The organism is Shimia abyssi (assembly GCF_003014475.1).
Classification (GTDB): domain Bacteria; phylum Pseudomonadota; class Alphaproteobacteria; order Rhodobacterales; family Rhodobacteraceae; genus Shimia; species Shimia abyssi.
This window is the reverse complement of the sequence record NZ_PYGJ01000002.1, coordinates 317,207-331,270: the sequence shown is the minus strand read 5'-3', so window position 1 is coordinate 331,270 and position 14,064 is coordinate 317,207. Positions and strand designations below refer to the sequence as shown.

Below are 14,064 nucleotides of genomic sequence, written 5' to 3'. Positions count from 1 at the left end.
GTGTTTTTTGTCAGGAGCTGGAAGGTGATGCAGGGAGAAAGTGCCCCCTGCATCAATGTCATGCTTAGTAATTCGAGAGCAACTGGACGCAGCTTTCGGTTTCAGTGTTGTACATGCCACATTCCAAGGACTGCCAATCAGACTTGAGGATTGCTGATTCCGGCAGGAAGTCTGTCCATGCATCGCCCGGAACTTCCGTGGTTTGGGAAATGATGTCGAACTGTCCGTCTTCCTGTATTTCGCCGATCAGGACTGGTTTGGCCAAGTGGTGGTTGGGCAGCATTACGGCAGTTCCGCCGGTCAGGTTTGGCACTTCGAGGCCATACATGGCGCTGCGTACAGCGTCGACATCGGTGGAGCCCGCAGCTTCGACCGCTTTGACATACATGTTAAAGCCGATCACGTGCGCTTCCATCGGGTCGTTGGTGACGCGATCTTCGCCCATGCGGGCTTTCCACGCTGTGATGAATTCTTCGTTGAGGTCACTTTCCGCCGATTGGAAGTAGTTCCATGCTGCGAGGTGTCCAACGAGGTTGGTTGTGTCCAGGCCGGAGAGTTCTTCTTCGCCAACCGAAAACGCCACAACGGGAATATCGTCAGCTGATACGCCAGCTGCTGCCAGCTCCTTATAGAAACCGATGTTGGCGTCGCCGTTTATGGTCGAGATCACGCCAACTTTTTTACCGTCTGCACCCAATGCGACCACGTCAGCGACGATCTTGGACCAGTCAGAGTGACCGAATGGCGTGTAGTTGACGAAAATGTCGTCAGCGGCGATGCCTTTGTCCTTGAGGTAGCTTTCAAGAATATTGTTCGTGGTGCGTGGGTAGACATAGTCGGTGCCTAGCAATGCAAATTTTTCGACACCCAATTCGTCGAGGAAATAATCCGTTGCCGGGATTGCCTGTTGGTTCGGCGCGGCGCCAGTGTAGAAAACGTTTTTGGAGCTTTCTTCACCTTCGTACTGAACTGGGTAGAACATCAAGCCGTTAAGTTCTTCAAGAACGGGCAAGGCGGACTTGCGAGACACTGAGGTCCAGCTACCGAAAATCACGTCTACATCTTCGACGGTGAGCAGTTCGCGGGCTTTTTCAGCAAAGAGTGGCCAGTCAGAAGCTGGGTCCACGACAACTGCTTCAAGCTGTTTGCCCAGAATGCCACCTTTGGCATTCTGCTCATCGATGAGCATTAGCATGGTGTCTTTCAAAGTCGTTTCAGAGATGGCCATAGTGCCCGAGAGTGAGTGCAGAACGCCGACCTTGATCGTGTCAGCGGCGTAGGCTGCGCTGGCGAGGGCGGCGAAAACGGCAGAGCCTGCGAGCGTGGATTTCAGGAAATTCATAAGCATCCTCCTGCAGGGCGAGCGGGCAAACTCTTGCGCGGAGGCGCAATTGGTTTTACCTCAGACCCTGCAACTGTTTGTTGCGATCCGTGTGGCGACCTGTTTCGAGGTCCAATTCGTAAGGTCGTCACACACCCGATATATTGTGCAAATTGGCAGTGATGTCCGGTTGCGCGTCGGGTGCCTTACCCTTGTTCGACAATGCTGCAGGTGCAATTTAGGACGCCGTTTTTTTGGGCGCTTGGAGAGATGTGATGAATTGTTGTGCTGACATGGGCGTTGATGCCTGATTAATGGGCGAAACCTCAGTCAAAATTTTAGTGAAACCACCCAGAGGCGGTTTGAATTCCAGTTTATTGGGCCGCTTTTTGAGCGGCATTATGCTAGCGATTCCTCTCAGAGCGGCACGCGAGACGCCGGGATTAATCGTATGCACCTGCCGAGTAGGTCAGTTCATAAGAATGGCTGTAGAGCTCAAACACGACACCAAAGGGATCTTCGACGTAGACCATCCGATAGGGTTTTTCGCCGGGGAAATATTCTCGGATGGGCATGCGTTGTTTACCACCTGCGGCAACGATGCGGGCCAAAAGCCCTTCGACATCTGGATCCTGAATAGCAAAATGAAACGTGCCGTGGGTGCGGAAGTCGAGATTGTCCTTGGGCGGGCGGTTTCCGTCGAATTCAAATATTTCGATCCCGACACGGTCTGCGGTGGCCATATGGGCGATGCGGATTTTGCGCCAGCCCTGACCGAAGACATCAGAACACATTCTACCGATATCTGTGTCATCTTCCGATATGTCAGTTGGCTTCATGATTGTGTAGAACCCCAAAACATCGCGGTAAAAGTCGACGGCCGCGTCAACGTCTGGGACGGACAGACCAATATGAGAAAAAGTTCTGGGCGTTGGTGACATTTTGTCCTCCGGAAAATGAGAGAGTTGAAAAAAGTTGGTAGGAATAAACCTGAGTAAACCGTGACACAATTCAAATGGTCCTCATAGCAGTTTGGTCGGAAATGGGCCGGACCAATGGGGATACCAGGTTAAATGGCTAAGAAAATGCCCGTAATACCTTGCAAATCGGCTTGGGTGATGACACCTCATGCGCACGTCTTTTTAACGGTATCAGCCATTCTCAGGGAGACCCGCCATGCCTGATCTTCGCTCCAAAACCTCGACCTTTGGCCGCCGTATGGCCGCAGCGCGCGCGTTGTGGCGTGCGACGGGTATGAAAACCGAGGATTTCGGCAAGCCGATCGTCGCTGTGGTGAATTCGTTTACGGAGTTTGTACCGGGGCACGTGCACCTTAAGGACATGGGCCAGCTGGTTGCGCGCGAGATTGAGAAAGCCGGCGGTGTCGCCAAGGAAATGAATACGATTGCCGTGGATGACGGCATCGCCATGGGCCATGACGGGATGCTTTATTCGCTACCGAGCCGTGAGGTGATTGCGGATAGCGTTGAGTATATGGCCAATGCCCATTGCGCGGACGCGCTGGTGTGTATTTCGAACTGTGACAAGATCACTCCCGGTATGCTGATGGCGGCGATGCGCCTGAACATTCCGGCGGTATTCGTGTCGGGTGGCCCAATGGAAGCTGGCAAGGTGATTTTGCAGGATGGCGAGCACAAGGCCGACCTTGTGACCGCGATTGTTGGTGCGACGGATGAAGACCGTTCTCAGGAAGAGGTCGACAAGTTGGAGCGATCTGCCTGTCCAACTTGTGGATCGTGCTCGGGTATGTTCACTGCAAACTCGATGAACTGTTTGGCTGAAGCGCTGGGTCTGGCGTTACCGGGCAATGGATCGCTTTTGGCGACACATTCCAAGCGCGAAGCGCTGTTTAAGGAAGCGGGTCACAAGATTGTTGAGCTGTGCGAGCGCTGGTACAAAGACGGCGACGAGTCTGCGTTGCCACGCAGCATCGCGAACTTTGACGCGTTTGAAAACGCGATGGCGCTGGACATTGCCATGGGCGGTTCGACAAACACGGTTCTGCACCTGTTGGCGATTGCACATGAAGGCGAGGTGGATTTCACCATGGCCGACATGGATCGCCTGAGCCGTCAGGTGCCGCATTTGTGCAAGGTCGCGCCGTCTACGCCGAAATACCACATGGAAGACGTGCACCGTGCAGGCGGGATTGCCCGGATCCTGGGCGAGCTGGACCGTGAAGGTAAAATTCACCGCGATTGCGCGACGGTGCATGAACGGACCATGGGTGAGTTTATCGACAAGTGGGACGTGCGCCGTGAAAGCGCGGGCAATGAGGCGCGCGATCTTTATATCGCCGCCCCCGGTGGCGTGCGCACGACTCAGGCGTTCAGCCAGTCGCGCATGTATACTGAGCTGGATCTGGATATCGAGGAAGGCTGTGTCCGCGACTTTGAGAACGCCTATTCGGAAGAGGGCGGGTTGTGCGTGTTGTTTGGGAATATCGCCGAGCAGGGCTGTATTCTGAAAACTGCTGGCGTGATCAAGGAGATGTACGACTTTGAAGGCACGGCCAAGGTCTTTGAATCGATGGAAGACGCGATGCATGGCATCCTGCAGGGCGAAGTGAAGCCTTACTCGGTCGTGGTCATCCGCTATGAAGGACCCAAAGGTGGGCCGGGTATGCAGGAGATGCTATATCCTACGGCTTACCTGAAATCGAAAAAGCTCGATACGACATGTGCGTTGCTGACGGATGGCCGCTTCTCAGGCGGCACCGCGGGGCTATCGATTGGTCACGCCTCGCCGGAGGCGGCGGAGAAAGGTGTAATTGGGCTTGTGGAAGATGGCGATAAGATCAAGATCTCGGTGCCCAACCGCAGCATTCATTTGGACGTGAGCGAAGAAGTGTTGGCGGAGCGTCGGGCGAACCACCCGCAGACGGACAAAAAATTCTGGAAGGCAGAGGGGCGTCCTCGGGCCGTGTCCAAAGCCCTCAAAGTCTATGCGGCGCACGTTTCGAACGCTTCGACAGGGGCCGTTCGGATACTGGACGAAGAAGACTGATTTGGGTCAGTTATGATATGGAAACGGGGTCGCAAGTGCGGCCCCGTTTTGGTTTGGGGCGCTGCCCCGTCGCCGTGACCGGCGACTCCCCGGGGTATTTTGCAACATTGAGAATGTTAGAGCGATTGGGGGCGGAATGCAGCGGTTATGCCTTGGCCGCCGCCGATGCCGATCATGGCCATAGCGAGCGCGTTTCTGAGGGAAGGGGGGCGGATCAGTTGGGAAAACAAGCGCACGAGCAGGATTGCACCGGAGGCGCCAAAGGGGTGGCCGAGGGCGATGGCTCCGCCGTGGGGATTGGGGAGTGATTCAGGGATATTCAGAGCGTCCAAACAGGCAAGGGTCTGGGCCGCGAACGCTTCGTTGAATTCGAGGTGAGTGAGGTCGCTGAGCGAGAGGGACGGGTTTCGCGCGAGAAGTTTTTGGGTTGAGGCAACAGGGCCGATGCCAAGGAGGTTTGGGTCGACCCCCGCGGTGGCAGCGTCGAGGAAGGTGAGTGCGGTTGTGTGGCCGAGAACGCCCGCACGGGTGGCGGAGGTCACGACGAGCGCCGCGGCGCCATCGTTCAGCGGGCAGGCATTGCCGACGGTCACTGTTCCAAAAGGTGTGAAGGTTGGGCGCAGTCGGGAAAGGCGGGCCGCGGTCATGTTGGGGCGGGGGCATTCGTCGGTTGATTGGCCAGCGACAGGGGCGATTTCAGCTTTGAACATGTCAGCCGATTGCGCAGCGACGGCGCGGGATTGGGATTGCAGGGCGAAAGCATCTTGGCGTTCGCGGGTGATGCTGTGGTGCACGGCAACTGTGTCGGCGGCGGCGCCCATTTCCGGGTCGCCAATTGCGTCGGGTGAAAAGCGGGCGCGTTTGTAGCTGTGTTCTGGCAGTGTTTGAGTTGCTGGCAGGGTGCGCAGAGGCGCGCGGCTTTGGCTTTCGACGCCACCGGCGATGTAACATTGGCCCGCGCCGGACTGGATCAGGCGGCAGGCAAGAATGGCGGCCTCTAGCCCGGAGCCACATTGACGGTCGACGGTGAGGCCGGGAATGTGAGTCGACAGACCCGCTTGAAGGAGTGAAAGGCGGGCGATGTTGCCGCCAGGGCCAGCTGCGTTGCCGAGGATGACGTCGTCGATCTCTTCCTCGCTGATGCGAGCATCTTCGATGACGGCGCGCAGGACAGGGGCGGCGAGCACTTCTGTTTCAAGTCCGGAAAATATGCCGCCAGCGCGCCCGATGGCGCTGCGGCGGGCCGCGATGATCACTGGTTGGCGATCAGGAGGCAGAGGCGAGGGGAACAAGGTTTGGATTGTCCTCTTTTAGCCAGGTGTCAAGTGTGGCACGGGCGATTTTGCCGCTTTGGGTCAGGGGGAATTTGGTGATCCCGAGATAGCGGCGCGGCAGTTTGTAGCGTGGCAGATGGATGGCGAGGCGGGAGCGAATTTCATCAAGCGGTGTGTCGCCTTGCAAAATAGCAACAAGCTCTTGCCCGCGTGAGGCATGCGTGTGGCCAAGCACCACGGCGCCGGTGATGCCGGGGATATCAGTCAGCGCCGTTTCGATTTCCTGTGGGTAAATGTTGTGGCCTGCCGTGATGAGCATGCCGCCTTCGCGCCCTAAAATTGAGAGTGACCCGTCAGTGTTGAGTTGGCCGATATCGCCAACCGTCGCCCACGGGCCTTCTCGGCGGAAGCCGCTGTTACGTCCTCCCCAGAGGTAGCCGTCGATCGCAAGATCGCCGCGCACGAAGATAGTTCCGGGAGTGCCTTGAGCGACTTCCGCGCCATCTTGGCGGAGCGATAGGGACACGTGTGGGAACGGGTGACCGACACTGTGCGCGGGGGCGGAGGAGCTTTGGCGGCCATGGGTGTTGATCGAAACAAAGCCTAGCTCGGACGCGCCGTAATACTCGTGTAGGCGCGCGCGCGGGAAATGGGCGCGGGCGCGGGTGAGGAGTGCGGGGTCGAGCTTGGCCCCGGCGGTGGTTATTTCGACGATTTGTTCCTGAGCTGAGCCATTCGCCAGCGTGCCAAGAAGGGTGGGCACGGCGACAATGCGGCGAGCCTCGGCCATGGCGCGGCGGGCTTCGGGGAGGTCGAACTTGGTGATTGTATGGAACGCGGCGCCGAGATCCAGGGTTTCGGCCATGGCGTAGAGGGAGACACCATGAGAGAGCGGGCCAGGGGCAAATGTGTTGCTTTGGTCGGTCAGAGCAAAGGCGAGGCGCGAGGCATCGAGCGAAGCGCGCCAAGAGTGGCGCGCGCGCGCGAAAGCCTTAGGTTGCGAGGTGGTTCCTGAGGTGAAGCCCACTAGGAATATGTCCGTCGGAGCAGTCCAAGGCAGAGTGGAGGGATCGTCTCCGAGAAAGATCTCAAACGCGTCGGTGTCAACACAGATGGCCGGAACGCCGAGGTTTCGGGCCGCATCGATCAGGCCCGTTTGGTTGGAGAGGCAAAAAATTGCGTCTGGGGGGAGTTTGGCAAGAGTCTGGTGGTGGAGAGCATCTGGCCAGTGGGGATCGAGCAGGGCGACGGCGTGCGGTGTTGCTAACGCGGCGGGCAGAAGCGTCGCGGCGGCTGGGTGGTTGCCGGCGGCAAATGCGTAGAGGCGCCCGTCTTGCGGGAGGTCGAGCGTATCGCGCGCCTGAGCTGGGAGGGCGGCGAGGGCCGTGTTCAGGCGGGCGATGCGATTGTGCAGCTGAGCATAGGTCAGGCGGTGCCCGGAAATGGCAATCGCCAGCGCATCGGGGCGCTGGCGGGCGTGGTGTTCTATTGCAATGCGAAGTGGCAAGCAAAGTCCTTAGAGGTTCGGGAAGGCGCGGCGCAAGCCACGGGCGATGATCGTCGCCAAAACCACCTTTACCAGATCGCCGGGCACATAGGCCACCATGATCGTAATCGATTTTGAGAGGCCGAGATTGCCGATAAAGGCCATCCAAGGGATACCTATGGCGTACATCAGAACAATACCGCCGAGGGCGATGTAGATTGCGGTCATCAGGAATGATACGTCGGACTTTTTGGTGACGAGATAGCCGATCAGAGCAGCGCTGAGCGGCCAAGCGAGCAGGAAGCCGCCGGATGTTCCAAAGAAGACGCCAAGACCGCCACGACCACCGGCCAGAAGCGGCAGGCCAACAGCAACGAGAGCGATAAAGAGCAGCAGGGCAAAGCCACCACGGCGTGCACCTGCAACGGCACCGGCAAGCATGACACCGAGAGATTGTGCGGTGATTGGAGGCAGGGCGAGGCCTGCGAAGCTGATCGGGGGCATGAGGCCGAGCGCTGCGGTCAACGCGGCGAAGAGGGCGATGTAGACGATGCTTTTGGTGTCCATTGTCCTGTCCTTGGGTCGTTTTGATTTTGATAGAGGCGCGGAATACGCCGCAGTGCAGCGCCTGCAAGGTCGAGACAGGAAAATGGCGTGGTTTTAGGGACGATATCCTCTGGATTCGATCGCATCAGAAATATCGTCCGCCATCTTGATGGTGCGGATGGCGACAGGCATGGCTGTCGCGATGATCGAGCGTTCTAGGCCGCGAGCCTTTTGAGCCTCGCGTACTTCGGTGGTGATTTGAGCCAGTACAGGGATGAAACGCAGGGCGAGCGATATGGCCAATCCAACCTTGGCCGGGTTCACACCGAGTGGTTTTAGAAAGCGCAGGCTCGAGGTCATGGTGTCGATCATGTCCGAAGACCGGGTGGTCAGGGTCACGAGGCTGGCCAGTAGGATTAGTGCGGCAAGGCGAAGGACCACGTAGGCGGCCATTTGGATGCCGGAGAAGTACCATTGCACCGCAAAGAACAAGCCGAAGATCCACAAGAGTGGACGGATCTGGGCGGCGGCCTGTTTCAGGGTGAGTTGTGTGAGTGGATAGAGGGTCAGTGTGGCGAGAGTGGCGACGAGGGTGAGCGGTAGGCTTTGATTGATAAAGAGTAGAGTGGCCGAGATCATGAGAGCCAGCATCTTGGGCGCGGGCGGCAGGCGATGAAGGGGCGATGTGCCGGGAGAATAGAGATCAAGCATCAGGCCATCAGGCTTTCATAGGCCGGGATGGCATTGGCGGGTGTGTCATCGATCACCACACGCCCTTCGTCAAACACTATGACGCGGTCGTAAGCCGCGATCAGGTCAAGGTCATGAGTGGTAAGGATGATGGTCTGACCAAGCGCGTTCAGCGCGGCAGAGATGCGACGTTTATTACGCAAATCCAACAGGGTGGTGGGTTCATCGAGCACCAGATATATGGGCTCCATCACCAGTACGCCCGAGATTGCGAGCAGCTGTTTCTGCCCACCCGAGAGCAAGTGCGCGGGGTGATCGCGCAAGTGCAGCATGTCGTAGCGGGTCAGAATGTCTGTGGTTTTGGTCGCAATGGTGTCTTTGGAAAAACCCAGATTTTTCATGCCAAAGGCGAGGTCTTCCTCGACGACGGGGAAGACAATTTGGTTATCCGGGTTCTGAAAGACAAAGCCGACTTTGCGACGGATATCCTTGCCGTTGTCCTTGGTGGTCTGACCGTCGATGCGCACGGTGCCGGAGGTGGGCAGGAGGAGGCCGTTCAGGAGGCGGGCGAAGCTGGACTTGCCCGACCCGTTGGCACCGATGATAGCGATGCGGCGTTCGGTAAGCGTGAGGGAAATGTCGTGCAGGACAGCGCGAGTGCCGTAGCTGAGGCTGACGTTTTCGATCTGAATCATTGCGCGTCCCGTCGGGTGGTTTGGTGGGGACTTAGCGGAAATTGAGCGGCGGGTGAAGGCGGGTTGAGGCGAGGTCATGAGTCCTGCGCCCCGAACGGTAGACCCTGCGTGTTTTAAGCGAGTTCGCCCATAAGCTCCGGGATGCCGCCAATTTCCCCGATGAGGGGTAGGAGGGTGTCGACGCCTGTACCGTGGCGCAGGGCGGTAAAAATGAACGGTCGGGTGCCACGCATTTTGGTTGCGTCGCGTTCCATAACGTCAAGCGAGGCACCGACATGGGGTGCGAGGTCGGTCTTGTTGATGATGAGAATATCAGACCTTGTGATGGCTGGGCCGCCCTTGCGGGGGATTTCTTCGCCGGCTGCCACGTCGATCACGTAGAGGGTGAGATCGGCGAGTTCGGGGCTGAAGGTGGCGGAGAGGTTATCGCCACCCGATTCGATCATGATGATGTCGAGGTCCGGGATCGCGGCGTTAAGTTCGGCGATTGCGGCGAGGTTGATCGAGGCGTCCTCGCGGATGGCGGTGTGTGGACACCCGCCGGTTTCGACGCCTTTGATGCGTTCGAGGGGCAAAACCTGTTGGCGCATAAGCTCTTCGGCGTCTTCGCGGGTGTAGATATCGTTGGTCACGACCGCCACCGAGAGGCGATCACGCAGGGCACGGCAGAGATTGGCAGTGAGGGTGGTTTTTCCTGCGCCGACGGGACCGCCGATGCCAATGCGAAGGGGGCCATTTGGAGATGCCATGTCAGGCTCCTATGAAGTTGAGGATCACGAAAGCGGCGCCGATTGCGAGGATCAGCGGGCCGAAGAAACGCTGGTCAAGTGTTGCGAAGGGGTCTTCGCAGAACAGCTTGCGCCAGTGCGGCGTGTAGGTGGCGATGCCACGCAACAGAAAGACTGTGGCGGCACCTGTCATGAGCAGGCCGTGCATGGGGAAAGATGGGATATGCGGCAGGATGGCCGCAAAGAAGAGCGCTACCGCGACCACCGCGCAGGGCACAGGGCCGGGCATTTGCGTGATGCCCTTGGCCCCCACCGTGGCGCGGGCGAGCGCTGTTTCGTCTCGGATCGGTGTCCAGTAACCAACGGCCCAGAGCAGATGCAATGCAGCGGGTATAATCAAAGCAACGGATAGAAGTGTCGCGAAGAAAGTCACGAGCGAAACAGCCTTGAGTATTGGGTTTCGTGGGCCATCGAAGCGATGTCGGTGGCAAATGAAGATGCACCGAGATCATCGAGAGATTGGGTGATGGCTTGATCCGCGATGGATTGGCAGAGTGGTGTGACGGAATGCAGCGCGGTTTGGCCAGCGGTTTGGCCAAGCGGGATCAGGCGAATGGCGGCGGACGTGAGGCTGGCGGCGAAAGCGTGCAAGAATAGGCGCGCGGTGTCCCGCAAGGGCAGCTGTTGTAGGGCAGCGGCGCGCCCAATCGCGACGGGGTAGGTGAGCCTGGAGAGATCAGTGTCAAAGACGGCACCGGTGGTTTGCGCGAAGGCCGCGCCCTGTTGATCGGTTTCCAGCAACCGTTCGGCAGAAGGCGCAAGGGCACGGGCCAGCTCATCGAGCCCGTGCAGGCTCTCTTCGCTGTTGGTGTTATATGCGGCGGCGAGCAGGATCACGTCATTTCGTCCTGCGCCGTGAGACAGGACATCTTTTAACCATTCGCTAAAACTGGGCGCGTCATGCACCATGCCGGAATGCACAGAGCTTTCAAGGCCATGGCTGTACGTGAACGCGCCCACCGGGTAGGAGGGCGAGAGCCATTGAGTGAGGGTCAGGATCGGGTCAATGCGCATGGTCATGCGCATGTGGGTGCGAGTGATCATGACCGTGCGTGCGTCCGTGACCATAAGCACCGCCTTCGGGTGTAAAGGGTTCGGTGACGTCCGTAACGGTTGCGCCCAGTAGATTAAGCATATCGCGGATGACATGATCGGGTTGGATCAGGAGGCGATCAGCCTCGATCTGGCACGGGGTGTGGCGATTGCCTACATGCCACGCGATGCGGGTGAGCTCGTGGGCCGTGATCTGGAGCAACGGCTCGGGTGCGGCATTGACGGCTATTTCGCGCCCGTCGGTCAGAACAAGTACGCCGCCATGGTCGAGCGATGTTGTCTGCGGTAGGTCCACGAGAAAGCGTTCGCCGTCTGCGGTACATAGCATTTTACGGCGCAGAAAACGTTCTTCGTAGGAGAGGGAGACGGTTCCCGACGCGGGCGCGTGGGCGTGGTCATGGTAACGATGGGCGGTAGGGAGGGCGGTCATGCGAGGCCCTCCGAACTCAAAGTGGTAGCTGGCGCAATCAGATGTGCATGTGATCGCGGAACACAAAACGCACGATGGTGTCGCGTGTCAGGCCGCGTTCTGCCAGTTCCGCGTCGCTGAGCTTCTGAAGCGCTTGGACCTGTTGCATGCGGCTGTTGCTTTCGGCAACGGTGACGCAAAAATTGGCGAACGCGACAAAAGGAGCTGCCAGGATTTTGGACAGCGAATAAGTTTGAGTTGAGGGAGTTGCAGTATAAGCCATTTCGAACCTCGGACATTTGGTTTTGGAGTGTGTGTCGTTGAGAAACAATATGGGTAAGTATTTGAGACATGAGTAGGGTCACTCTGGGCAATGCTGCGTTGCGTTTGCTGCAATGCAGCGATGGTTATGGCAGGGTTTCGATCCGGACATAGGTGTAGGTTTCGGCTGAATGATCTTTGGACTTGGTCTCTGCCAGATATGCGAAACCCAGTTCGGGCAAGTAGTGCAGTTTTTCTTCGTATCCGTCTTCGTCGTGGTAGATCGCGAAAATGGTGTGCATGTCATAGGAACAGCCACCGATTGTGATCTGAGTGAGCGGGCCGAAGATATAGCTTTCGCGTTGGTTTATTACGTCGGCGCCATCAAGGGTCATCACCTCGGTATCCCAGCGTCCACCGGATGCGGGCACCGGGGCTTCGGCGGGTTTTAGTGGATAGGCGTGTGTAACGCGTGAGCCTAATACGCGTTTGCCATAGTCGAGATCAAACGATTCAACGACATAGATGCCCTTGAGCAAAAGGAATTCGGATCCGGTGCCAACGTCGTCCTTGTAGTCGCCTTTTACGAACAGGTCGGATTGAGTGCGATAGGTTTCGGCCCCACCATCCATATCAGTTAGGCGGATTCCGGCGGACATATTTTTTATCGTCGGACAATCGGCCAGAACCGGGGTGGCCATAAGTGAGAGGATCAGAGTTGCAGTGCGCATGAAAGCTCCTGTCAGAACATGAAATAGCGCTGTGCCATGGGCAGCACTTCGGCAGGCTGACAGGTCAGGAGTTCGCCATTGGCGCGGACCTCGTAGGTCTCGGGGTTCACCTCGATTTCTGGAGTCGCGTCATTCAGGCGCAAGTCAGACTTGCCAATCTGACGGGTATTTTGGACGGCAAGGGTGGATTTGGCCAGTCCGAGCGTATTGCCGATGTTGGCAGCGTGAGCGGCCTCGGAAACGAAAGTCACTGCTGAATTTTCTACGGCGCGACCAAAGGCGCCGAACATGGGGCGGGAATAGACCGGCTGGGGCGTGGGAATCGAGGCATTGGGGTCGCCCATTTGGGCGCAGACGATGGATCCGCCAATCAACACCATTTCGGGCTTCACTCCAAAGAAAGCCGGGCTCCAGAGGACGAGGTCAGCGCGTTTACCTTCTTCGATGGAGCCAATCTCATGGCTCAGACCGTGGGCGATGGCGGGGTTAATCGTGTATTTGGCAATGTAGCGCCGGACGCGAAAATTGTCGTTGTCGCCGGTTTCTTCGGCCAGTGGCCCGCGTTGTTTCTTCATTTTGTCGGCGGTTTGCCAAGTGCGGATCAAAACCTCTCCGACGCGGCCCATGGCCTGGCTGTCAGAGGCAATGATCGAGAATGCGCCCATGTCGTGCAGGATATCTTCGGCAGCGATGGTTTCGCGGCGAATGCGGCTTTCGGCAAAGGCCACGTCCTCGGGGATGGATTTGTCGAGGTGGTGACAGACCATCAGCATGTCGAGATGTTCGTCGACGGTGTTAACGGTGAACGGTCGTGTGGGGTTCGTGGAAGAGGGCAGGACATGTTCTTCGCCGCAGATTTTGATGATGTCAGGGGCGTGGCCCCCTCCTGCGCCTTCGGTGTGAAATGCGTGGATAGTACGGCCTTTCATGGCGGCGACTGTGTTTTCGACAAATCCGGATTCGTTGAGTGTGTCGGTGTGGATCATCACTTGCACGTCCATGGCATCGGCCACCGAGAGGCAGCAATCGATGGCTGCGGGGGTGGTGCCCCAGTCTTCGTGCAGCTTTAGTGCGCAGGCGCCTGCGGCGACTTGTTCCTCAAGCGCGGCGGGCAGTGAGGCGTTGCCTTTGCCCGCAAAGGCAAGATTCATCGGGAAGGCGTCAGCCGATTGCAGCATGCGGCCAATGTGCCATGGGCCGGGCGTGCAAGTGGTGGCCAATGTACCATGCGCAGGTCCGGTGCCACCGCCGAGCATGGTGGTGAGGCCCGAATGCAGCGCGTCTTCGATCTGTTGTGGGCAGATGAAGTGGATGTGGCTATCGAAACCGCCGGCGGTGAGGATTTTGCCCTCTCCGGCGATGGCTTCGGTGCCGGGGCCGACAATGATGTTGACGCCCGGTTGCGTGTCAGGGTTGCCGGCCTTGCCGATCTTGGCGACGCGTCCGTTCTTGAGGCCGACATCAGCCTTGTAAATGCCGGTGTGATCCACGATCAGCGCGTTAGTGATAACCGTGTCGACCGCCCCTTCGGCGCGGGTGGTCTGGGCCTGGCCCATGCCGTCCCGAATGACTTTGCCACCGCCAAATTTTACCTCTTCGCCATAGTAAGGCGCATTGCCGCCTGCGCCAACGCCAGCAAGATCGGCAGTTAGGTCGCGTTCAACCTCGATAATCAGGTCCGTGTCCGCCAACCGTACCTTGTCACCGGTTGTGGGGCCAAACATGGCGGCATAGTCAAAGCGGGAGATTTTGGCGGGCATGATCGGTCCTAATGTTTGAAAGT

The 14,064-nt window shown here is 58.1% G+C and carries 15 protein-coding genes; 1 reads left to right on the top strand and 14 read right to left on the bottom strand.

All coding sequences use genetic code 11. The features are described 5' to 3' along the window. Positions 1-64: 64 nt before the first annotated feature. Both urtA and CLV88_RS05625 read right to left on the bottom strand, forming a co-directional pair. The gene (gene urtA / locus CLV88_RS05630; protein ID WP_106607397.1) at positions 65-1,342 is read right to left on the bottom strand and encodes an urea ABC transporter substrate-binding protein; all 1,278 of its coding nucleotides are present in this window, start codon (positions 1,340-1,342) and stop codon (positions 65-67) included. A 422-nt stretch (positions 1,343-1,764) separates the two neighbouring features. Next, entirely contained in the window at positions 1,765-2,262 is a 498-nt protein-coding gene (locus tag CLV88_RS05625) for a lactoylglutathione lyase family protein (RefSeq protein ID WP_106607396.1), read from the bottom strand. A 235-nt stretch (positions 2,263-2,497) separates the two neighbouring features. On the opposite strand from CLV88_RS05625, the gene ilvD reads away from it, so the two are divergent. Next, positions 2,498-4,348: a dihydroxy-acid dehydratase gene (gene ilvD / locus CLV88_RS05620; RefSeq protein ID WP_106607395.1), complete on the top strand. Its 1,851-nt coding sequence runs from the start codon at positions 2,498-2,500 to the stop codon at positions 4,346-4,348. Between the two features lie 116 nt (positions 4,349-4,464). Here the strand turns inward: ilvD and CLV88_RS05615 are convergent, their stop codons facing one another. From CLV88_RS05615 to ureC, 12 genes are all read right to left on the bottom strand, one after another. Continuing rightward, positions 4,465-5,640 (bottom strand): thiolase family protein, encoded by a 1,176-nt coding sequence (locus tag CLV88_RS05615; protein WP_106607394.1) that lies wholly within the window; start codon positions 5,638-5,640, stop codon positions 4,465-4,467. Beyond that, a complete protein-coding gene (locus CLV88_RS05610) occupies positions 5,615-7,129 on the bottom strand; it encodes an AMP-binding protein (RefSeq protein WP_106607393.1) in 1,515 nt (504 codons plus the stop codon). Before CLV88_RS05610 ends, CLV88_RS05615 begins: the two co-directional genes overlap by 26 nt. A gap of 9 nt (positions 7,130-7,138) precedes the next feature. Further along, complete coding sequence (locus CLV88_RS05605; RefSeq protein ID WP_106607392.1) at positions 7,139-7,675, bottom strand: biotin transporter BioY; 537 nt, start codon at positions 7,673-7,675, stop codon at positions 7,139-7,141. 93 nt (positions 7,676-7,768) lie between these two features. Continuing rightward, complete coding sequence (locus CLV88_RS05600; protein WP_106607391.1) at positions 7,769-8,365, bottom strand: energy-coupling factor transporter transmembrane component T family protein; 597 nt, start codon at positions 8,363-8,365, stop codon at positions 7,769-7,771. Then, a complete protein-coding gene (locus CLV88_RS05595; RefSeq protein WP_106607390.1) occupies positions 8,365-9,039 on the bottom strand; it encodes an energy-coupling factor ABC transporter ATP-binding protein in 675 nt (224 codons plus the stop codon). The genes CLV88_RS05600 and CLV88_RS05595 overlap by 1 nt, the downstream gene beginning before the upstream one ends. Before the next feature lie 113 nt (positions 9,040-9,152). Further along, positions 9,153-9,788 carry an urease accessory protein UreG gene (gene ureG, locus CLV88_RS05590; RefSeq protein ID WP_106607389.1) on the bottom strand — a complete coding sequence of 212 codons (636 nt, stop codon included), beginning with the start codon at positions 9,786-9,788 and terminating at the stop codon, positions 9,153-9,155. A gap of 1 nt (position 9,789) precedes the next feature. Further along, complete coding sequence (locus tag CLV88_RS05585) at positions 9,790-10,200, bottom strand: DUF3995 domain-containing protein (RefSeq protein ID WP_165798818.1); 411 nt, start codon at positions 10,198-10,200, stop codon at positions 9,790-9,792. After that, positions 10,197-10,895 (bottom strand): urease accessory protein UreF, encoded by a 699-nt coding sequence (locus CLV88_RS05580; protein ID WP_423827727.1) that lies wholly within the window; start codon positions 10,893-10,895, stop codon positions 10,197-10,199. The genes CLV88_RS05585 and CLV88_RS05580 overlap by 4 nt, the downstream gene beginning before the upstream one ends. Beyond that, on the bottom strand, positions 10,831-11,310 hold the full coding sequence (gene ureE, locus CLV88_RS05575; protein ID WP_106607386.1) for an urease accessory protein UreE: 480 nt from the start codon (positions 11,308-11,310) through the stop codon (positions 10,831-10,833). Before ureE ends, CLV88_RS05580 begins: the two co-directional genes overlap by 65 nt. Before the next feature lie 37 nt (positions 11,311-11,347). Further along, positions 11,348-11,458, bottom strand: coding sequence for a DUF1127 domain-containing protein (locus tag CLV88_RS22960; RefSeq protein WP_165798817.1), 111 nt, complete (start codon positions 11,456-11,458; stop codon positions 11,348-11,350). 238 nt (positions 11,459-11,696) lie between these two features. Further along, positions 11,697-12,281, bottom strand: coding sequence for a hypothetical protein (locus CLV88_RS05565; protein WP_106607384.1), 585 nt, complete (start codon positions 12,279-12,281; stop codon positions 11,697-11,699). A gap of 11 nt (positions 12,282-12,292) precedes the next feature. After that, positions 12,293-14,041 carry an urease subunit alpha gene (gene ureC, locus CLV88_RS05560; protein WP_106607383.1) on the bottom strand — a complete coding sequence of 583 codons (1,749 nt, stop codon included), beginning with the start codon at positions 14,039-14,041 and terminating at the stop codon, positions 12,293-12,295. Positions 14,042-14,064: the final 23 nt, after the last annotated feature.